Genomic DNA, 20,235 nt, shown 5'->3' with positions numbered 1-20,235 from the left:
TCATCGGCTCCTCCAGGGAGAAACACTGGTATCTGGAAACAGGCCGACCATACGTCCCCGCCGGAGCAACTCCTCGACGGCTTTCCTGCCCTCTTCTCCCATCTCAACCGTAAAATCATTGACATAAAGCCCAATATGGTTCTCGATCACCTGACCATCGAGCTCCCGGGCATGTTCCTTTATATAATCACGGCACTGGTCCCCATGGGCCCGGGCCCAGAGAACACTCCCCCGGATCCCGCCCTCCACCGCAGCAAGCACATCTTCAGACAGACTCCTGCGAGCAGCGATACAGCCAAGGGGCACAGGGAGCCCGGTTTCCTCTTCCCACCAGGCTCCGAGATCCTGCATACAAAAGAGACCGTGCTCAACATAGGTGAACCGACTTTCATGGATGATCACCCCGGCATCCAGTCGACCCTGACTGACCTGCTCCATAATCCTGTCAAACCGCAAGACCTCGAACCGGTGGCACTCAGGAGCAAAAAAACGAAGGAAAAGAGCCGCAGTGGTATACTCGCCGGGGATACCGATACGCCACTCTTTCCCCGGCCTGGTGGAACCGGGCCGGGAGGTGACCAGCAGCGGTCCGCAGCCGCGTCCCAGGGCGGCTCCGGAATCGAGAATAACATAGTCATCAAGCACATGGCCCAGGGCATGGAATGAAAGCTTGGTCACATCCAGTTTGGCCTCCATGGCCCAACGATTCAGGGTTTCCACGTCTTCCAGCCGGGGTTGTGAAAACCGATAGCCGCCGTGTGGAACAAGTCCATGGATCAGGCCATAAAATATATAGGTGTCGTTGGGACAGGGAGAATAACCAATGGACAGGGTATGAGAACTCACGGATGCGGTTCACCGGGTTGTCCCCAGCTGGTGTTGCCAGTTGAGGAAACAATGTTCACGTTACTACAGCCTGTACTGCCCTCTGACCTGTACGGAACGCATACGACTGTCTTGTCACTTGCCTCCAGACGGTGGGGCGCACAACGCGGCCACGATATCAGCTGTTGTCCGTCCGGCCCTCTGACAGGCCTCGGCCAGCTTCCAGTTATCGCGATTCCGGTCCTCCACCATGTTGCTGATGCAGCGGATTTCCAGACAGGGCAGGTTGAATTCCTCACAGACCCGGGCCACGGCCGCCCCTTCCATGTTTTCGCACAGACCGTCATACTGCCGGGCCAGGAGAGAACCGCGGGCGGCAGTGCCACTGGCACAGCAGACCGTGACAAAGGTTCCCGTATACCACGACCGGCCGCCAAGCTCCAAAATATTTTCGGCCTTTGCGCGCAGGTCCGGATCGAGCCGGAAGCTGTCGGCCACCACCATCCCGGCCGCCCCGAACCGTTCGACCCGGTCCTCCAGGCAGATTCCAAAATCACCGACAACCTCTTTCCTGGCCAGGCAGAGATCAAGAAGTTCGGGCTGTGCCCCTTTCGGCCGCCCCTTATAGGCCCCGGCCACCCCGAAATTGACCACTCCCTGGACATCTCCCTGGTGGTGGAAAAAGGAGGTAAGACGGAGAGCGGTCTCCATCACCCCGATGCCACTGACCAGGCGAGCCACTGGAAATTTTTCCTGCCAGGCGGCGGAAAAAGCATCCATTTCAAAAGAGGTGGCAGCACAGACCAGATACATTGATTAAAGTGTTTTGTGGTTACCATCAAAATTCAGCAAATGGCCAGGCCGGGAGTGAACATCGCCATTTTCCCGGAGACTGGAATAAAATTTTCTCCATGCAATTTCGGCCAGTGTAAAGTAGCTTACACGCCTTTGCAAGAAAATCAGCCTGTTCGTTCATGAAACCAAGAGAAAAAATGCTGCCCCAGTTTCGTCTCAGTTCTTATGACTACTTCCTGCCGCCCGAGCGTATAGCCCAGCATCCGGCCGCCCGGCGGGATCAGTCCCGGCTTCTTGTCCTGCACTGCCCGGACGGCAGGACGGAACACACCCGGTTCGAAGCCATCGGCAACTACCTGCGACCGGGCGACCTGCTGGTCGTCAACAACACAAAAGTTTTTCCTGCCCGACTCCTGGGTCACAAGGAAAGCGGTGGCAAGGTAGAGATGCTTCTTCTTCACTATCCGTGCTTTCCGGATTGCGATACGTCAGCGCAACCGGCCATCATCGAGGCAGAGGCATTGGCGCTGGTCAAGAGCTCGCGGCGTCCCCGACCGGACTCTCTTCTCATCTTTGGCGACCAACTCCAGGCACGGGTCCTCTCCCTGCACGACAACGGCAAGGTCAGGGTCTGTCTGCGTTTTCATCTTGAAGCAGGACAAAATCCGGAGGGTGTGCTGTCCTCCTGCGGCCAGATACCTCTGCCACCATATATCCACCGCCCCCGGGGAGCCACCCCTGAAGACATCCACCGTTACCAGACGAGATATGCCAGGCACACCGGCTCGGTGGCCGCTCCCACGGCCGGGCTGCACTTCAGCGACACGCTTTTAGAAAAAATCCTGGAAAATGGAATCTCCATGGCCACTGTCACTCTTCATGTGGGATACGGTACTTTTGCGCCGGTACGAAGTGAAGACATCCGTGAACACGAAATCCACGCCGAATACGTTGAGGTCTCCGCGGACGCCGCGGCGGCGGTGAACCGGACCAGGGATAAGGGAGGAAGGATATGGGCGGTGGGAACAACCAGTGTGCGGACCCTGGAGTTTGCCGCCGCAGCCAGCGGCCGGGTCGAGCCAGTCCAGGGATTGTGCCGGCTCTATATCTATCCCGGCTTCCGTTTCCAGGTGGTCGACAATCTGATCACCAATTTTCACCTGCCCCGTTCATCACTCCTTTTCCTGGTATCTGCTCTGGCCGGAAGGGAACAGATACTTGAAGCCTATAACGAGGCAGTGGAAAAAGACTATCGCTTTTTCAGCTACGGCGATGCCATGGCCATCATAACCAGAGCCCAGCACTGAGGGATCCACCGTTTTTTTTCGACAGAAACAAACCAGCACTGGCCGTACCCGCTACAAGGCATAGATCGGAGCTTTTGCAAAGCCATCTTTCGCACAAAGAAAAAAACCTGGCCAAAGCCAGGTTTTTGAACAAAGCGGAATTCTTGACAGATCGTTGAAAAACAGTGCAATCGATGCTACTGCATGAGAATTTGTCCCTTTTCCCAGTGTTATCTTCGCTCTCAACGGTTTTTCTGCAACCTGTTGCAAAACCAGCTCAGGCAGAGGCGGCTGACGCCGGACAGTTCTTGCATCCTCCGCCACCCTCTTTGGCGCAGGCCGGCACAGAGCTCTCCTTTTTCTCGGATGAACCACCGTTTTTGCCGTTACCATTGGACGGACCGGAATAGCCATCCTTGTACCAGCCACCGCCTTTCAGATGGAATGCGCTCATGGAGACCAATTTTTTCACACTGCCGCCACAGTCCGGGCACTCGGAAAGCGGATCGTCACTGATACGCTGCTTGACCTCAAACACCTTGTCGCAGGCAGAACATTCATACTCATAGATAGGCATTGGCAACACCTCTCGATAACAATATTATTTTCAACAGGATACACCCTGGACCCTTGTTTTCCCCAAACACTGGCAAGAACAATAATCCTGCCACCTCACCCTGTCAACCCCCTGCCCTGTTCTCCCGAAGCTCCGGCAACATCCCCCGCCGATAACATGCTTTTCATCGCCGTACATTTTATCTCATAATCCAGCGACATGCGCCGCTTACCCATAAAGCACCCTCTGTATTACAATCACTGTGCAAATATTTTTTAATCTCTAATAAAATATTTGCATTACCTGATTTTTTACTATATTATCCCGCAGAAGTTTACAGAGGATGCGTCAGCACCTCAAGTATTCACCCAGAGAGGACAGATAAATGAGCAAAACACTAGTGGAAATGACTGCTGAAATCATTCAGTCTCAAATCAGCACCCGGGAGATGAGCACCGACGAAATCAAGGTGGCTCTGAACGAAACCTTCCAGACTTTGAAGGGGTTACAGGAAGCGGAGATCTCTGGCCAAGACACAGGGGACGACGAGAGCAAGCCGGTCATGGATCCGCGGAAATCTATCCAGCGCAACAAGATTGTCTGCCTTGAGTGCGGCCAGGAATTCAAAATGCTTTCGCCCAAGCATCTCAAATCCCATGGCCTCAACTCCAAGGAGTACAGAAAAAAATATGGATTTTCCGCCCGCCAGCCCCTCTGCTCGAAGTCCCTTTCCGAGCAGCGTTCCAAATCAGGTAAAGAACGCGGCCTGCCGGAGAACTTGAAAAAGTCGATAGCTGCCCGGACTAAAAAGAAAAAATAAAGAAGTTCTCCAGCAATACCGTCTTGACGTAAAAAGGTCAGACCTGTTCTGACCTTTTTACGTTACTGTATCAACCCCCATTGTTCTGTCACATAACAGGTCCGCATCTGTTTATCGGGACAGAATTCCAGCATCTTTTCCTCCATGATTGGTATATTTGACTCCGGTATCGGCGGAATGACAGTGGCCCGGGCCATCGAGCAGCACTGTCCAGGCCTGCCCCTTATCTACTTTGGTGATATCGCCCGAACCCCCTATGGTTCAAAGAGCCGGAGCACCATCATTGACTATTCACGTCATAACACCGAACTGCTCCTGGAAAACGGGGCCAGCATCATTGTCATCGCCTGCAACTCGGCGGCCAGCGTGGCCACCGGTGTTCTCCGGGATCAGTACCCGGTACCGGTCCTGGACGTCGTTGGTCCGGCGGTGGACCAGGCCGTTCAGGTCAGCAGAAACGGCAGGATCGGTATTATCGGCACCCGGGCTACGATCAGAAGCGGGATCTACGAACAGTCCATCAAGGACCAGCTCCCTTCGGCCACCGTCCTGAGCCAGCCCTGCCCGCTATTGGTACCGCTGGTCGAAGAAGGCTGGCTTTCAAGACGGGAGACCAAAATGATTCTCCGCCGTTACCTCTACCCTCTGCGTCTCCGACAAATCGATACCCTGGTTCTGGGCTGTACCCATTACCCGCTGTTGAGGCACCTGATCGGGCCGCGTATCGGTCGGCGGGTTCAACTCATCGACTCTTCCCTTGCAGTTGCCCAACATTTGCATCATTATCTCCAGGACCATCCGAAACTGGCTGAAAGGATGCGCCGAAGCAGGCAACAGAGCCGGTTTCTGGTCTCCGACTGTACTGAACCAATCCGGCAGCTGGCCGGGAAGATCTTCGGCCGCACCATAGAACTGGAAAAAATCCATGTATAGAATTTCTTTGCTTCTGCTTCCTGTCCTCCTTTTCTTCTCCACCACCGTGCTGGGTGCCCTCCCCGCAGAAAACGATGTTGTCCGTGACGCCCTGGCCCTGCAGGAGCGCTATCAGCGGTTGACAAGCCTGCGTTTTGATTTCACCCAGATCACCCGGGCCGGCGGCCGGGAGAGGTCTGGACAGGGTGAGGCCGTCTTCCTGCGCCCGACCGGCCACAAGAGTGTCATGCGCTGGGACTACCTCCAGCCGGAGCGCCAGATCATTGTCAGTGACGGCCAGACCCTCTCCATCTATACAGAAAAGGATAAACAGATGATCGTCACTCCTGCCAGTGCCCTCGAGTCCGACATCACCTATGGTTTTTTCTCCGGAACCCGAAACCTGCTCGACGACTTCAACGCCCTGCCACCTGATACCCGCTACCTGTTCAGTGTCTCCGGCTCAGCACTGCGCTCCATCCGCCTGGTACCCCGCCAGCCCCATCCCCAGGTAAAGGAAGTACTGATATGGTTCGACAGGGATTACCTGATCCATCGGGTCCTCATCGAGGATCATTTTGACACGGTTACCGAACTGACCTTTGTCAACATCAGGACCGACGAACTGCGGCCGGACGACTCAGATGCTCTGCAAAAGATCACGCACCTGTCGATCCCGCCTGACACGGAAATAATTACCCAGTAACCCCATGCGCGTACTGCTTGTCTCCATGCCGTGGGCGATTTTCAACCGCCCATCCATCCAGCTTGGCACCCTCAAGAGTTACCTCCAGTCCCGGGGAATCAAATGCGTTACCAGCCACCCATTCCTGGATGTCGCCAGACTTATCGGCACCGACAGCTACCACCGCATCGCTGAAAATTCCTGGGCCGGGGAAGCGCTCTACTCCGGCCTGCTCTTTCCCGAACACAGCGGCCAGGCTGAAAAACTCTTTGAGCAGGAAATGCGCGGCTCGCTCCAGGCCGATTTCCAGGCCATCATCCGGATGCTTGAGCACCAGTTCACCACCTGGATCGAAACCAAGGAACTGGAAAGCTTTGACCTGATCGGTTTCACGGTCTGCTTTGCCCAGTTACCGCCCAGCCTGTACGGGGCGACCCGTATAAAAAAAATCCACCCCGATATCCCCATTGTTTTCGGGGGCTCCACCTGCACCCCGGCCATCGGCACCACACTGCTTGAAGTCTTCCCCCAGGTGGACCATGTTATCACCGGCGAGGGAGAGCGTCCCCTGGAAAATCTCTGCCGACTGCTGGCCGGAGAAAAAGAGGTGGATGGCGCCAATATTATAAGCAGGAACCCGGGCCGCGATGCTTTAGAAGGTGTTTCAGAACTTGAAAATCTGGAGGTCAGGGAGCTTGACCAGCTGCCTGTCCCTGATTTTGACGACTACTTCCAGGACCTGCGTCAATCCCGCATGGTCTTCATCCCCACCCTGCCGGTGGAATTTTCCCGCGGATGCTGGTGGAACAAATGTACGTTCTGCAACCTGAACCTGCAGTGGTGCAGCTATCGTCGCAAATCGGCAGGCCGCATGAAAACAGAAATCCAGCACCTCAAAACCAGGTACCAGTGTCTGGACTTCAGCTTCACCGACAATGCCCTGCCGGTGCACGAAGCAGACCGGTTTTTCGAGTCCATGTCCGACGATGAAAACGACCTGCGTTTTTTTGCCGAGATCCGGGCCATTCAGAAACAGGAAACCTATCACATCTATCGTCGCGGTGGACTGGAAAGCGTGCAGGTGGGTATTGAGGCCCTGTCCTCCCGACTTCTCAAGCGGATGAAAAAGGGAGTCACGGTGATGGATAACGTGGCAGCGATGAAATATGCCGCCACGGCCGGAATGAAGCTGGAGGGCAACCTGATCCTGGAATTTCCCGGCTCTACCGTGGCCGAAGTTCAGGAAACCCTGCAGGTACTCGACGCGGTCCTGCCCTACCGTCCTCTGCAGGGTGCCGGTTTTTTTCTAGGCCTTGGCAGCCCGGTGTGGAGCAAACCGGCCGATTACGGAATCAAAGCCATCACCAGGCACCCGAAAAACCGGCTCCTCTATCCTGACAACATCCTCAACCGCCTGGAGATGCTGATCAAGTCCTACCGCGGTGACCGGCAGACCCAGAGAAAACAGTGGCAGCCGGTACGAGACAAAATAGCCCAATGGAACGACTTCCATGAAAACCGGAATCCCAGCCGTCCTCCGCTCAGCTGGCGTGACGGAGGCAATTTTCTGATCATCCGTCAGGAACGACCGGATCCAGAAGAAAAACAGAAGCAAAAGACCTATCATCATCGGTTACGAGGCCTTTCACGGCAGATTTACCTGGCCTGCGAGCAACCGGTGACGAGAAAGGAGTTGCTGCACCGTTTCCAGCAGGTTACAAAAGAGCAACTCTCAGGATTCCTGGACGATCTTGAAAAAAAACTGCTGCTCTTCCGGGAAGATGACACCGTCCTGGCCCTTGCCTTGAGAGAACGGGCGGCCAGCGGCCAATTCCAACCCACAAACAGACCATGCTGATAGCAATTGTATCTGACTCCCACGACATGATTCCAAACCTGCACCGGGCGGTCTCCCTTGCCAACCGCGAGGGAGCTGAAATCATGATCCATTGCGGCGACCTGATTTCGCCATTCATGCTTCCCCGGCTGCGCAGATTCCAGGGACAGGTTCATCTCATTTACGGCAACAACACCGGCGATCAGCACCTCATCTCCTCGCGGTGCCAGACCATGTTCGAAAATATCCGCCACCACGGTGTCCAGGGCGAGATAGAGGTCGACGGCTTACGGATCGGCTTTATCCACTATCCGGAAACAGCCAGGGGCCTGGCCTGTACCGGAAAGTACGACGTGGTCTGCTGCGGACACGACCATGAATACAGGGTAGAGTCGGTCGGCAACTGCCTCCTGGTCAACCCTGGCGACCTGCTCGGCAAAGACGATGTTCCCGGATTTGTCCTCCTGGACACCGTCACACTGGAAACCCGGAGGATCCAGGCCGGCGAGCAGCTTGTTTTTGACGACGACCTGCTGTAGAGTGGTCCTCCAGGTCCCGCCGGGAACTGGCTTGCTGAAGAAATGGCCAGGCACAGACAGAGTGGGCTTCGAGAATTCAGAAAAAAGGCAGGAAAGCCAGGCCAAACGCCATCATTACTGATTTGGAACACATCATGAGCGACGAACGTTTTGAGGAACTCTTTCAGGAAAAGACTGTCACCCGGCAGAAAATCCTTCCCGGTGACAAGATTGAGGCCGTGGTTGCCGGTACCAGCGGAGAAAATGTCTTTCTCGATGTTGGTGCCAAGAGTGAAGGAGTGATAAGTGCCACCGAGTTACGCGACAAGGATGGCGAGCTTACAGTCAAACCCGGAGACACCCTGACAGTCTTTCTCCTTGCGGTGCGGAACGGCGAAATGGTTTTTACCACCCGGATCGGTTCCGGCCAGGCCTCGATCCAGGAGCTGGAAGATGCCTTTCATTCCGGGATCCCTGTGGAAGGCAGAGTCGCCGACGAGATCAAGGGCGGCTTCCAGATTACGGTGGCGGGCCAGCGTGGCTTCTGCCCCTATTCGCAGATGGATATCCGGCGGATCGAGAATCCGGACGAATACGTGGGCAAGACGTTCTCTTTCAAGATCATTGAGTTCGGCAACCGGGGCCGCAATATCATACTCTCGGCCCGGGCAGTCATGGAAGAGGAGCGGGCCCGGCAGCGTGAAGCCCTTGAGCAAATCCTGGAAGAGGGGATGCAGGTTGAAGGGACGGTGTCGTCCATCCGCGAATTCGGTGCCTTTGTCGATATCGGTGGAGTAGACGGCCTGATCCCGATTTCTGAACTCGCATGGGGACAGGTGGAACGGGTCGAGGATATCCTGCAGCAGGGACAAAAAGTGCAGGTGGTCGTCAAGAAGCTGGACTGGGAGCGCGACCGGATCTCGCTCAGCCTCAAGGAAACTCTGGAAAATCCCTGGGAGAGGGTGGAAGAAAAATATCCCGTCGGCTCGGTACACAGTGGTCGGGTTTCCAGATTGGCCAATTTCGGCGCCTTTATTGCCCTGGAACCGGGGGTAGACGGTCTGCTGCACATCTCCAAACTGGGAGCCGGGCGGCGAATCAACCATCCGCGGGAGGTCCTGGAAACCGGTCAGGAAATCACGGTCAAAATCGACGGGGTGGAACGGGAAAAACAGCGGATATCCCTGGTTCCGGAGGACTTTACCGACTCAGCCGGCACTGAAAAAAAAGAAAAAGAGTCCGACCGGGAACCGTCTTTCCGGCCACAGTCCCCTGGCTCCATGGGGACGCTGGGCGACCTGCTCAAGGCACAGCTGAAAAAGTAGCAGTACGCTCAATCAACAGGCACCCTCCTGCTGCCGCTTGATTTCGAACATGATGATCCCGGCGGCTACCGAGGCGTTGAGAGAATCGAAGTCGCCGGCCATGGGGATGGTGATCAGGTGATCACACTCCTTCTGGACCAGGGGCCGGATTCCCTTGCCCTCGCTGCCGATCACCAGGGCGACCGGGCCCGTGCAATCGATTTCATAGATGGAGCTGGCCTCAGACCCGACCACTGCACCGTAAATCCACAGCCCGCGCTCCTTGAGCAGGACCAGGGTATCGCGCAGGTTGCCCACCTGGGTTATCTGCAGATGGCCAACTGCACCAGCCGAGGTTCGGGCCACGGTGCCGGAAAGGGGTGCGGACCGGTCCCGGGTCAGGATAACCGAACCGAATCCGGCTGCCAGAGCGGAACGGAGGATGGAACCCAGATTTCTCGGGTCCTGGATGGAGTCAAGCACCAGGAGACGGGGCGAACTCTGCTCCTCAAGGGATGCCAGCAATCTCTCCAGCGGTACCAGGGTCGCCCGGGTCTGCCGGGCCACCACGCCCTGGTGGCGGCAGGACGGGGCAACCCCCAGCCGGCTCTGCTCGACAAAACGGAGCCGAACCCCCTGGCTGCGGGCCGTCTCGATGATGACCTGGATCTTCGGCCCGCCCTTGCCCTTGACAATCAAAATCTCCTCGATATTGCCAGGTGAACGCAGGGCTTCCTGGACCGCATTGAGCCCCCAGATACGCTCCTGGTCTATCTCCTGGAATCGCTGCTTACCACCGGTCTGACCGAGTCCGCGCATCTTCTTTGCCGTTTTTCCTTTTACCATCAGATGATACCGGGAACCTGGCTCCCGTCTATCCGGCGCCGGCGGCGGCTCCGCTCGGCAATGATGATGGCCCGCAGGCTTTCCACCGCCTCATCCAACCGATCGTTTATGATCAGGTAATCATACTCCGGCGCCGCCTTCATCTCTATCTCTGCATTCCTGAGCCGCAGACTGATTGTCTCCCCGGTTTCCGTGCCCCGACCACGAAGCCTGCATGCCAGTTCATCCAGAGACGGCGGCGCTATAAACACTGTCACCGGCTTTGCGGACCGGCGAATCTGCCGGGCCCCCTGGACATCGATATCCAAAACCACGTCCAGCCCCTGCTCCAGCCTGGCCATGACCTCATCCCTGCCGGTTCCGTAAAAATTACCATGCACCTCGGCCCATTCCAGAAAACCCGACGGTTCCCGGTCCCGGATGGCGACAAACTGCGCCCGGGTAACGAAATGGTAGTCCCGTCCGCTTTCTTCCCCGGGCCGGGGCGGTCTGGTGGTATGGGAAACCGAAAAAACCAGTCCGGGCAGGTTATCCATGACCTTCCTCAAAATGGTGGTTTTACCGCAACCGGAGGGCGCAGAAAGAACAAGAATGAACCCCTTACTCATCGTTGTTCTCCTGAAACCGGCCAAGGATCCGAACCGGGTTCTGTTGTTCGGCGGCCAGGGCGGCAAAGCGCTGATTAATGGTTTCCGGCTGCACCGAAGAGAGCACCAGGTGGCCGGAATCGAGAATGATGATGGCCCGGGTCCGCCTTCCTTCGGTGACATCAATGAGTTTTTTTTCCCGCCGGGCCTCTTCCTTGAGCTTGCGTATGGGCGAGGATCCCGGGTTCACCACCGCCAGGATACGGCTTATCTTGACCGCATTGCCAAAACCGACATTTATGAGTCTTCCATCCATGACACAGTTCAAAGTTGACAGAGAAAAGTTGACACACCGTCTTCCTCAACAATCATTGTTGACATCCTATTTAAATGCAAAATTGAACAGATACAAAAAATTGTCAACCGTTTACATCCTGCTACTCGATGTTCTGGATCTGTTCGCGCAGTTTCTCGATTTCGTTCTTCATCTCCACGCAGAAATGGGCTATTGCGCTGTTGCTTATCTTGGAACCAAGGGTATTGACTTCGCGCAGGAACTCCTGGAGGAGGAAATCCAGCCGCCTGCCCACCGGTTCATCGATGTCAAGAAAATGGCGGAACTGGTCGATGTGACTGTGCAGTCGGACTGTTTCTTCGGTCACATCGCACTTGTCGGCCAGGATGGCTGTTTCCTGAGCCAGACGCATGGGATCGACATCCATGCTTCCAAGGAGCTTTTCTATCCGTTGTCGAAGTTCGTTTTGGCGCTGGATCAAAATTTCAGGAATCTTCCCTTCAATGATCTCCAGGATACGGGCAAACCGCTCCAGACGTCCGAGAAGCTCCTTCCTGAGGGCCTGCCCCTCGACGGAGCGCATCTGATCACACTCGGCAAGGGCCCTTGAGAGGGCCTTACTGACCAGCGGCCATTCCCGGTCCAAATCCGGATTCTGCTCTTCCTGGGTGATCAGGTCCCGCAGGGTCAGCATGTGACCAAGACCAACTGGAGTCCTGCCGTTACCGAGCTCAAATGCCTCACCGAGGCGGGTGAGGCAGTCATAATACTGGCGGGCCAGGTCCATGTTCACATTGAGTATTGTCTCGCTCAGGGCTTCTCCCCGAATCTGGAGACTTACCTCCACCCGCCCCCTGTCCTGGTGACGGGCCACGAGCTTTTTGACCCGTTCTTCGAGGCCGGTAAAGGGCCGGGGTAGTTGAACCCGCTGGTCCAGATAGCGATGGTTGACAGTCCGGACCTCGGCGATCCAGGTCCGGTCGTCCGCAGTGATCTCACCGCGTCCGAAACCGGTCATGCTTCGTGGCCGCATAATCTGTTCCTTACGTTTTGGATTATTGGGATGTCTGACGTGTTGTCTCCCACCGTCTCCAGATCCTGCCCGGAGGTCGAATCTCAGGTCCTCGGCAAACACGTGCCCAATTGTGGCATCTATAGAGAACGCGCCTCCGGACGATATGATAGTGCGGAATAAACGTGGGTATAAAAAAGGGCCTCCCGTAAGGGCGGCCCGGAAGGCCGGAGGTAGTGTTGGGAAGAACCTGTCCGGTTGCCTCACCGGCTACCGGAACAACCCGGACGAAAGAGAGCTGCATCCGGCACTGAAATCACTGCTCCGCTCATCCGGATGCCGCCTGGTCCGGACCACTGTCCAGCTCGGCAATCTTGTCCGCCAGTCGTTCAGCCGCAAAAACCAGGGATTCCACATCAAGGAAATCCAGCACATGATGGTCGAAAAGTACTTTGACTCTGGCCTCAAAGCCGTCTTCAGGCTCCTCGTCCCAGAACAGAAGATACAGGGGCACAAAAGGCAGCACCGGAATAACCATGCTGACCGAACCGCTCTGTTCCCCCTGGTCGGACCGGGCACCCAGCCGGGTGCAGATCCGGACCAGATCCACGGGCCTGCCGGAAAATCGCCTGGCCAGGCGATCCTCGCAATACGTTGCCAGGGTCCGAACCTTGGAAATGGTGTTGGGCAGGCTTTCCAGGCCAACCCAGGTATTGTCCGGCTTTCTGCCTCCACCATAGGCAACGTAGTTATAGAGTAAAATCTGATCCCTGGGATCGACCAGTTCATCACCGTCCATCAAAACCTGATCCACAGACAGTTCCACCCGCCTGCCAAGGTAATCAAAAACCAGCACCTCGGGCCGGGCCACATCCCGGAATGCTCCCAGTCTTTCGGCCAGAGTGGCAAAATCCAGATTGCGGACCTTGGACTTGAGATGGGCGACGAGGGCCATGTCCCGTTCCTCCTGTCCCTTCTCTACCCGCTCCAGCCCCCCTTCATGGTCCCCGCCAGCAGCCATGGGCTTCTCCGACAGAAAAGACGAATCCAGATAGGGACAGGAAGCAGGGTCCAGCCCACCCATGGTGACAGCGACCGCAAAGGCCAGGCAGGCAGGATGACCGCACTCGCCACAGTTGGTGCCCGGGATATACTTGAGAAACTCGTGCGGGGTCATACCGAAACGGCTGTTATTTTTTCATCTTCCTGTCCAGTGCCTGGATCGTATCTTTCGTCATATCGATGGTTTCCGAATAGTAGAGCACGGCGTTCCTGGGCAGAACAACCGTATAACCATTCTCCTTGGCCACTTCCTCGACCACCTGTTCCAGAGTCTTGAGGATGGGACCATATTTTTTCTCCCGCAGCCGTTTGAGTTCCATGTTGGCGTCGTCTTGTTTGAGCTGAAGGTCGCGCCGCTTCTTGTTCAGTTCGATGACCTTTTCCCGCCTGGTATCATCGCTCCAGACCGAAGATTTCTTTTCGATCTCCTTTTGCAGAGCAAGGAGAGCATCCTCCTCCTGCCTGAACTGCTCCTGCAGCTCCTTGAGCTTCTTTTCCATGGCACTCTGCGCTTCCTTACCTGCGTCGGAAGACTGGAGCGCCTTCTGGACGTTGACCACTCCAATCTTTGGCGCGGCTGCCTGAACCGGTTGCCCGGCCAACATGACCATGGCCATGCCACATACCACTGCAATCGCAACACCGTAAAACTTCATTTGAATCTTCATCTATACTCCTGTAAGAAACATTGACCGCCATTCAGTACCAGCGGCCCAAATAAAACCGGGAAAGAGCAGGGCCCTTTCCCGCAGACTCGTGAATTCCCGCACCTGCACCATTCCACACACCTGCAGGCACGCTCACATTTTTCCAAACTATTTCATCAAGGTAAACATCACGAACTCTGGCACAATCGACCGATCAGTCGACAATAACAAAGTCGTCCCGCCGGTTCTGGGCCCAGGACAGTTCGTCGTGGCCGTAGAGAAGCAGTTTTTCCTCTCCCCAGCTGACAGTGGTCATCCTGTCCGGGGAGACCCCGAGATTTTCCAGATATTTCTTGGCGCTCTGAGCCCTTCTTTCACCCAGGGCCAGGTTGTACTCCCTGGTTCCGCGCGGGTCACAGTTTCCTTCGATGCGGATCCTGACTTCGGGATTGTTCTTGAGAAAATCCGCATTCTTTTCGATCCGCTCCACCTGGTCACTGCGAATGGTAGATGAGTCAAAATCGAAATAAATCGGCAGCATGGGAGCCGATGTCCGTGCCTCCAGAATGGTATCTTCCGGTGTCGCCCCAGTCTCCAGGGGCTCTGCCGGCCCCATGGCTTCGCCATCCATTGTTGCGGTCACTTCAGGACCTTTCTGACTTTTACTGCCGCATCCATTCAGGACTAAGGCGGTGGATATCAGGAAAAGTATTGTCAGGAAAAACGTTTTACCGATACGCATGACATGGCCCTCCGCCATTCTTTTCTCTGCACGGGAATACTTCCGGGGGCCGGTCCGGCTCCATGGCAGAGTCCGGCACAGGCCTGCTGCCCCAACCGGAAAAAATCTCCCCGAAGGGACCCGGGACGCGATCCAGGAGGGCAACCTCCCAAACCTGTTGAACTTCCCTATAATGAACTGTCACCACCTTTTTTTGTCAAGGATAATTACCGCCTGAAAACCCCATAAATTCAACATTTTTTTTCCGGACAATGAAATCGCTTGCAAATCCATATCAGCCCATCTAAATTTGACTGTTCCGTATACATTGACATTTCAAAAAACTACTCACCCAAGCGAAAACAGTGACTCCAGAAAAAGCCATCACAATTCATTCGGTCGAAGAACTGGTCTGCAAAAATCGGTTCGGCACCTTCTTCGGGGTTCCCCAGGAAGTGTTTGACCGGGTATGGAACAATCTCTGCGGGCCGGACGGCAACTCCGTGGTCTATATTTCCATGGAAATTGGAGCCGATCCAGACACCTTCCATCCAGTGCTTGATTTTCTTCTGGAAAACGACTTCACCACCAGCGGCGACGACCAGACCCGGCATTTTATCAACAGATATCTCCACGGCCCGCGCAAGATTCCCAACTACAGCGGCGGACTCGGTGTCCTGGCCGGCGATACCCTGAAGAGCTTTGCCGATCTCAAGGTACCGGTCTTAGCTGTAAGCCTGCTCTACCGGGAAGGATACTTTTCCCAAATCGTCGACTTTAATGTCGGCCAGATCGACCAGGCGACCCACTGGTCACCCGAAGAAACACCAACCCTGTTTCTCCTGCGGGACCCGGACGATCCGCAAAAACACCTGGAGATCGAAGTCCCCTTCTACAACGAGTATGACCATCCGACCATGGCTCGGGCCCAGGTGTGGATGAAACTGGAGGCCGGAGAGGAGCTCGACTATTTCGTACCGGAATTCCTACTCGATTACGCGATACCCTCTTCGCCCCCCTGGGTTCAGGAGGCGGCAAAACGGCTCTACAACGCCAAATCCACCATCATGAAAGCCAACCAGCGCCGACTCCTGGGCTCCGGCATCCTGCCGCTCATGGAACGGTTAGGCTTCACCGCCCGGACCCTGCACCTGAACGAACAGCACGGTGTGGCAGTGACCCTCCACCTTATCCTCAGGGAGTTGGAAAAACGGTTGGGCCCTGACTACCAGAAAAAAATGACCGACGACAACATCCTGGCCGCCGCCGACCAGGTAGCCAGGCGGCTGGTCTACACCATTCACACCCCGGTAAAGGCCGGCCACGACCGGTTCTCCCGCGAACTCTACGCCGGAATCAGCCATTCCACCTGCCAGCGGATCCTTGACCTGCTGGCCCGGGATGAGCAGTCACCAGACGAGTACAACTTCACGGCCATGGCCATGCGGGTAAACCGGGCGGTCAACAGCGTCAGCCGGCTGCACCGTGATGTGACCCGTCGACAGTTTCCAGACTTTGCCGACAAGATCACAGCCATCACCAACGGTGTCCACCACCTGACCTGGATTTCCGGGGAACGGGCCCGGGTCTTCGATGCCCAGAAAGGCCTGGAGGAGTGGCGCGATGATCCTGGCTGTTTTGCCAGGGCCGCACTGGAAGATGATTCCGGGTTCCGAAACAACCTTGCCCGGGCCTGGGAAAGAGATAACCAGACCCTGGTGGGCCATATCAACAACATGCTGGCCGAACACCGGATCCAGATGACCACCACCTGGATCGATCCACCCAACTATCTCTCATACCTGCATGAAGAAGGTGTCCTGGAGCCTGGGGTGTTCACCATTGGCTTTGCGCGACGGTTTTCCACCTACAAGCGGGCCAACCTGATCTTTGATGACCTGTCCACCCTGGTGGATATTCTCGTCAAAGGCCGGTTCCGGATCAACTTCGTCTTTGCCGGCAAAGCCCATCCGCAGGATGAGCCGGGCAAGACCGTACTCAAGGTGATCCTCGACAACCAGAAAGATCTCTTTATCCGCAGCCAGGGCCTGGCCCGGCTGGTTTTCATTCCCGGCTACGACATGCACGTCGCCAAGATGATGGTTTCAGGGGTCCATGCCTGGCTCAACAATCCCAAACGGCCCCTGGAAGCCAGTGGCACCAGCGGTATGAAGGCGGCCATGAACGGTGTACCCAACATCTCGGTCATGGACGGCTGGTGGGTAGAGGGATACCACGGAGGCGCCACGGGCTGGAAATTCGGCCATGAAGGACCCATCGACGAGCAAAGCCTGAGCGAGAGCCCCGATGCCCTGCTCTACCGAGAGGACTCCCTGGCCTTCTACCGGCTCCTGCCGGAAATACTCGACATGTTCTACAACCGTCCAGACGAGTACCTGGACCGGGCCATCCAGAACCTGAAAAGAAATGTGCCCATCTTCAATACCCACAGGATGGCCGCTGAATACGTGAAAAAATATAACCTCAGACTCACCGACGAGACCGCGGATCGCATTGATCACTTCGCCAAGCTGTACCACAGTGATCCGGAAAACGGTTGAGCAGCCAACCAGACCACAGTACACTGTGGCCAGACAAGCCGGCAACTGTTACCCAGAAGGAGAACACATCATGGCAAAAGCCCATATAAGCCCCAGTAACGCGGCCAACAAAACCATTGACGCCATTGACCGGAAACGGGAAAAGGAAAAGCGGTACATGTTGCGCAAAGCCCGGGACAACGCCCAGGAGCTGGCGACGGCCCTGGTCCAGCGGCTCATAGAAGAGCACATCATCGAGACCAACTCGGACCGGGCCATCCGGGAATCCATGGAGAAACAGCTCCAGTCGCTGATGGACATGGACGAATTTGACCTGCAGTTCAAGGTAGCGCCCATCCGGACCCTGACCCGGGATCCTAATTTCGTCACCCTCTGCATCACCCAGTACATCATTGAGGACCTGATCGATCATCCCCATATCCAGGATATCTTCGGCGATGATCTCGATGTCTACCGGGCCGTGGACTCCATCCTGTCGAGAATCCGCCCCCGCTGATCCGGTCGGCGGACCGGAGACCTTAACCTGTCCCGTTGTTTTCAACTCCTCATGCCCAGTACCTCCCGGAACACATATCCCTCTGTTGTCTTTGCCAACAGCCGGGGTGAAATCCTCGATTATGACGGCCTGCGGATGGCCGGGGCCGCCGCAACCAGCTTTTACACCCCGGAACCGGAAGATCTGATCCCGCTGCCCGAAGGAAGCGAGCTCTTTGTCCTGCCGGGCCGAAAACCAGTTGGCATCGAACCGGATACCGGCGAACCAGCCCTGCTCGACACCAACCCCTATGAGCCGGGAGAGACCGTCCAGGCCGTGGCCGCTTTCATGGCCCCGGCCCACACAGCCATCTACACCGCGGCCTACCAGAGCACGGACAAGGCTCCGCTTTTACCGCTCTTTGCCTACACAGCCGTGGGCTGGTGGAACGGACAGTTCTGGGTTGCGGCTTTTCGCAGCGACCGGGACCGGCGGCAGGACGCGGATCAGTTTGACCAGAAAACCATTGATCGCAAAACCAGAAAGCTGCTCAGTGCCCATCCGGACAACCGCCTGGTTCAGCATCTTGGCAAATGCTGCCTGACCTATGGCTGTCCGGCGGCACGCAACTATTTTCTCGGCCGCTGGGAGGCGCCCCTGCCCTGTTCTCCGGCATGCAATGCCGCCTGCCTGGGCTGCATTTCTCTGCAACCCTCGGGCTGTTGCCCGGCAACCCAGGATCGAATCAAGTTCACTCCCTCGCCGGCCGAGCTTGCTGAAATCGCGACTGCACACCTGAACAAGGCATCCAGACCCGTGGTCAGCTTCGGCCAGGGCTGCGAAGGAGAACCGCTGCTCCAGGACGTCACCATGGAAAAGGCCATTCGAAAGATCCGTGCCCGTACCGACCGGGGGACCATCAACCTAAACACCAATGCCAGCCTGCCGGACGCCGTGGCCAGGCTGGCCGAGGCCGGACTCGATTCTATCCGCGTGTCCATGAACTCGGCCCGGGGGGAATACCATAGCCGCTATTATCGCCCCAGAGGATTCGATTTCCGCGACGTCTGCAACTCCATCACGGAAATGAAATCACGTGGCCGGTACGTGTCTCTCAACTATTTCATCCTCCCCGGTTTCACCGACGATCCCGACGAGTTCAAAGCCCTGTGCGAATTGATCGAAAAGAGGCGGCCTGATCTTATTCAACTGCGCAATCTCAACATGGATCCTGAGTATTACCTGAAAAGCATCGGCTTCACCCCTTCGGGACCACCACTGGGCATCCGGCACTGGCGCGACGAGTTGAGGAGCCGTTTTCCCTGGCTGCACCTGGGCTACTTCAACCCGCCGCTTCGCTGAGCAGTTCCGGACTGATCAGCCGCTCCCCGATCTCCGCCATACCCCGGGGATCGTTCTGCCGCAAAAACTGCCCGGCCTGGGAAATCGCCTCGGCAAAGGACGCACTGGCCTGCACCGAGGTGGCCAGCAGATGGCCGAAACTGTAGTTGAGCGCGAAATAATGGGTAAACTCCTTGAGCCGACCCAGGCGCCGCTCCGGTCGAAACCGCTCCAGGAGTGCAATCACGAAATGGCTGTACATGGCCGGCAGGGTCATGGCCGGTCGTGGGAGATCCATACCATATATCTCCCGGGCCAGATCGGCAAACAGCCACGGCTTCTGCGGCGCAGCCCGGCCGATCATCAACCCGTCGGCCCCGCTCTGCTCCAGGCAGGCCCGGGCGTCCTCCACCGAAAAAATACCACCGTTGGCTATCACCGGGATGTCCAGCCACTCCTTGACCCGACCGATCCAGTCCCAACGTGGTTTGCGACAGAACTGCTCACCCCGGAGCCTCCCATGGACGGTCAGGTAATCTATCCCTTCCCCGGCAAGCATCAGACAGAAATCCCGCAGCTTTTGTTCATCCAGGGTCTCGCCAAGACGGATCTTGGCCGACAAGACCAGCTCGGTATGGCGCCGAACCTCACGAATCAAAGCCCGCACCCTGTCTGGTGAGGCCATGAGCGAACTGCCGCCTCCTGCCTGCCTGACCCGAGGCGCCGGACAACCGAGGTTGATGTCCACCGCGTCGGCCCCGAAACGGTGGAGGGATTCCAGGGCAGGGCCTGCATCCTCCGGCCTTGTGATGAACAACTGGTAGCAGAGCGGTTTTTCCTGCCCGGTGCGAACAAGCCAGGGAGAAACCGTGGGATTTTCCACCGGCAGCCGCCTTGCAGAGAGCATTTCCGTATACAGCAGTCCAACCCCGCCACACTCACACAACAGGGTACGAAGAGCACTGTGTGTCAACCCGGCCATGGGAGCAAGAAGAAGCGGCGGCTCAAATTTCAGGTCACGTATTTCGAACATAAGTGTTGTCCTGGAAGGAAAAAATCTGAATCAGAATTCATATTCATTGACATTCTCTCAGTCCATCGTATAATACACGATTGAGAATAATTATTTAAATTATCCTTTTTAGAGTCA

General features: G+C 56.4%; 21 protein-coding genes. 10 read left to right on the top strand and 11 right to left on the bottom strand.

From position 1 onward, the window contains the following. Both ACXJJY_RS01060 and mqnB read right to left on the bottom strand, forming a co-directional pair. Window positions 1-846, bottom strand: a complete 846-nt coding sequence (locus ACXJJY_RS01060; protein WP_456384803.1) for a 1,4-dihydroxy-6-naphtoate synthase — start codon at window positions 844-846, stop codon at window positions 1-3. 114 nt (window positions 847-960) lie between these two features. Further along, window positions 961-1,638 carry a futalosine hydrolase gene (gene mqnB / locus ACXJJY_RS01055; protein WP_456384801.1) on the bottom strand — a complete coding sequence of 226 codons (678 nt, stop codon included), beginning with the start codon at window positions 1,636-1,638 and terminating at the stop codon, window positions 961-963. Between the two features lie 161 nt (window positions 1,639-1,799). Here mqnB and queA point away from each other — a divergent pair, with 161 nt between their 5' ends. Then, window positions 1,800-2,927 carry a tRNA preQ1(34) S-adenosylmethionine ribosyltransferase-isomerase QueA gene (gene queA, locus ACXJJY_RS01050; RefSeq protein ID WP_456384799.1) on the top strand — a complete coding sequence of 376 codons (1,128 nt, stop codon included), beginning with the start codon at window positions 1,800-1,802 and terminating at the stop codon, window positions 2,925-2,927. Window positions 2,928-3,183: 256 nt separating this feature from the next. Here the strand turns inward: queA and ACXJJY_RS01045 are convergent, their stop codons facing one another. Next, window positions 3,184-3,483, bottom strand: coding sequence for an FmdB family zinc ribbon protein (locus ACXJJY_RS01045; protein WP_456384797.1), 300 nt, complete (start codon window positions 3,481-3,483; stop codon window positions 3,184-3,186). Window positions 3,484-3,847: 364 nt separating this feature from the next. Here ACXJJY_RS01045 and ACXJJY_RS01040 point away from each other — a divergent pair, with 364 nt between their 5' ends. The 6 genes from ACXJJY_RS01040 to rpsA all read left to right on the top strand — a co-directional run bounded on the left by ACXJJY_RS01040 (window position 3,848) and on the right by rpsA (window position 9,559). Further along, complete coding sequence (locus ACXJJY_RS01040) at window positions 3,848-4,282, top strand: Ros/MucR family transcriptional regulator (RefSeq protein ID WP_456384795.1); 435 nt, start codon at window positions 3,848-3,850, stop codon at window positions 4,280-4,282. A gap of 144 nt (window positions 4,283-4,426) precedes the next feature. Next, the gene (murI, locus tag ACXJJY_RS01035; protein WP_456384793.1) at window positions 4,427-5,215 is read left to right on the top strand and encodes a glutamate racemase; all 789 of its coding nucleotides are present in this window, start codon (window positions 4,427-4,429) and stop codon (window positions 5,213-5,215) included. Next, entirely contained in the window at window positions 5,208-5,900 is a 693-nt protein-coding gene (locus tag ACXJJY_RS01030) for a LolA family protein (protein ID WP_456384791.1), read from the top strand. The genes murI and ACXJJY_RS01030 overlap by 8 nt, the downstream gene beginning before the upstream one ends. A gap of 4 nt (window positions 5,901-5,904) precedes the next feature. After that, complete coding sequence (locus ACXJJY_RS01025; RefSeq protein ID WP_456384789.1) at window positions 5,905-7,737, top strand: RiPP maturation radical SAM C-methyltransferase; 1,833 nt, start codon at window positions 5,905-5,907, stop codon at window positions 7,735-7,737. Continuing rightward, window positions 7,731-8,255, top strand: coding sequence for a YfcE family phosphodiesterase (locus ACXJJY_RS01020; protein WP_456384787.1), 525 nt, complete (start codon window positions 7,731-7,733; stop codon window positions 8,253-8,255). The genes ACXJJY_RS01025 and ACXJJY_RS01020 overlap by 7 nt, the downstream gene beginning before the upstream one ends. Window positions 8,256-8,389: 134 nt before the next feature. Then, window positions 8,390-9,559 carry a 30S ribosomal protein S1 gene (gene rpsA / locus ACXJJY_RS01015; RefSeq protein WP_456384785.1) on the top strand — a complete coding sequence of 390 codons (1,170 nt, stop codon included), beginning with the start codon at window positions 8,390-8,392 and terminating at the stop codon, window positions 9,557-9,559. Window positions 9,560-9,571: 12 nt separating this feature from the next. On the opposite strand, the gene rlmB is transcribed toward rpsA, so the two are convergent. The 7 genes from rlmB to pal form a co-directional block, all read right to left on the bottom strand. Next, on the bottom strand, window positions 9,572-10,357 hold the full coding sequence (rlmB, locus tag ACXJJY_RS01010) for a 23S rRNA (guanosine(2251)-2'-O)-methyltransferase RlmB (RefSeq protein WP_456384783.1): 786 nt from the start codon (window positions 10,355-10,357) through the stop codon (window positions 9,572-9,574). A gap of 26 nt (window positions 10,358-10,383) precedes the next feature. After that, on the bottom strand, window positions 10,384-10,992 hold the full coding sequence (gene gmk / locus ACXJJY_RS01005) for a guanylate kinase (RefSeq protein WP_456384781.1): 609 nt from the start codon (window positions 10,990-10,992) through the stop codon (window positions 10,384-10,386). Next, window positions 10,985-11,287 (bottom strand): DUF370 domain-containing protein, encoded by a 303-nt coding sequence (locus ACXJJY_RS01000; RefSeq protein WP_267926594.1) that lies wholly within the window; start codon window positions 11,285-11,287, stop codon window positions 10,985-10,987. The genes gmk and ACXJJY_RS01000 overlap by 8 nt, the downstream gene beginning before the upstream one ends. A gap of 121 nt (window positions 11,288-11,408) precedes the next feature. Beyond that, complete coding sequence (locus ACXJJY_RS00995) at window positions 11,409-12,299, bottom strand: YicC/YloC family endoribonuclease (protein ID WP_456384779.1); 891 nt, start codon at window positions 12,297-12,299, stop codon at window positions 11,409-11,411. A gap of 307 nt (window positions 12,300-12,606) precedes the next feature. Continuing rightward, the gene (locus ACXJJY_RS00990; protein WP_456384777.1) at window positions 12,607-13,455 is read right to left on the bottom strand and encodes a DUF3786 domain-containing protein; all 849 of its coding nucleotides are present in this window, start codon (window positions 13,453-13,455) and stop codon (window positions 12,607-12,609) included. Between the two features lie 13 nt (window positions 13,456-13,468). Continuing rightward, window positions 13,469-14,008 (bottom strand): OmpH/Skp family outer membrane protein, encoded by a 540-nt coding sequence (locus tag ACXJJY_RS00985; RefSeq protein ID WP_456384775.1) that lies wholly within the window; start codon window positions 14,006-14,008, stop codon window positions 13,469-13,471. Between the two features lie 193 nt (window positions 14,009-14,201). Beyond that, on the bottom strand, window positions 14,202-14,729 hold the full coding sequence (gene pal, locus ACXJJY_RS00980; RefSeq protein ID WP_456384773.1) for a peptidoglycan-associated lipoprotein Pal: 528 nt from the start codon (window positions 14,727-14,729) through the stop codon (window positions 14,202-14,204). A 344-nt stretch (window positions 14,730-15,073) separates the two neighbouring features. Between pal and glgP the strand changes: the two genes are divergently transcribed. The 3 genes from glgP to ACXJJY_RS00965 all read left to right on the top strand — a co-directional run bounded on the left by glgP (window position 15,074) and on the right by ACXJJY_RS00965 (window position 19,106). Next, a complete protein-coding gene (gene glgP / locus ACXJJY_RS00975) occupies window positions 15,074-17,269 on the top strand; it encodes an alpha-glucan family phosphorylase (protein ID WP_456384771.1) in 2,196 nt (731 codons plus the stop codon). A gap of 70 nt (window positions 17,270-17,339) precedes the next feature. Beyond that, entirely contained in the window at window positions 17,340-17,765 is a 426-nt protein-coding gene (locus ACXJJY_RS00970) for a hypothetical protein (RefSeq protein ID WP_456384770.1), read from the top strand. Window positions 17,766-17,816: 51 nt separating this feature from the next. Then, a complete protein-coding gene (locus ACXJJY_RS00965; RefSeq protein WP_456384768.1) occupies window positions 17,817-19,106 on the top strand; it encodes a radical SAM family protein in 1,290 nt (429 codons plus the stop codon). Here the strand turns inward: ACXJJY_RS00965 and ACXJJY_RS00960 are convergent. Beyond that, entirely contained in the window at window positions 19,087-20,118 is a 1,032-nt protein-coding gene (locus tag ACXJJY_RS00960) for a tRNA dihydrouridine synthase (protein WP_456384766.1), read from the bottom strand. The genes ACXJJY_RS00965 and ACXJJY_RS00960 overlap by 20 nt on opposite strands. Between the last annotated feature and the right edge of the window lie 117 nt (window positions 20,119-20,235).

The organism is Desulfolithobacter sp. (genome assembly GCF_054025815.1).
Note: the sequence above shows the minus strand (reverse complement) of the source record. Positions and strands in the feature narration are given on the sequence as shown.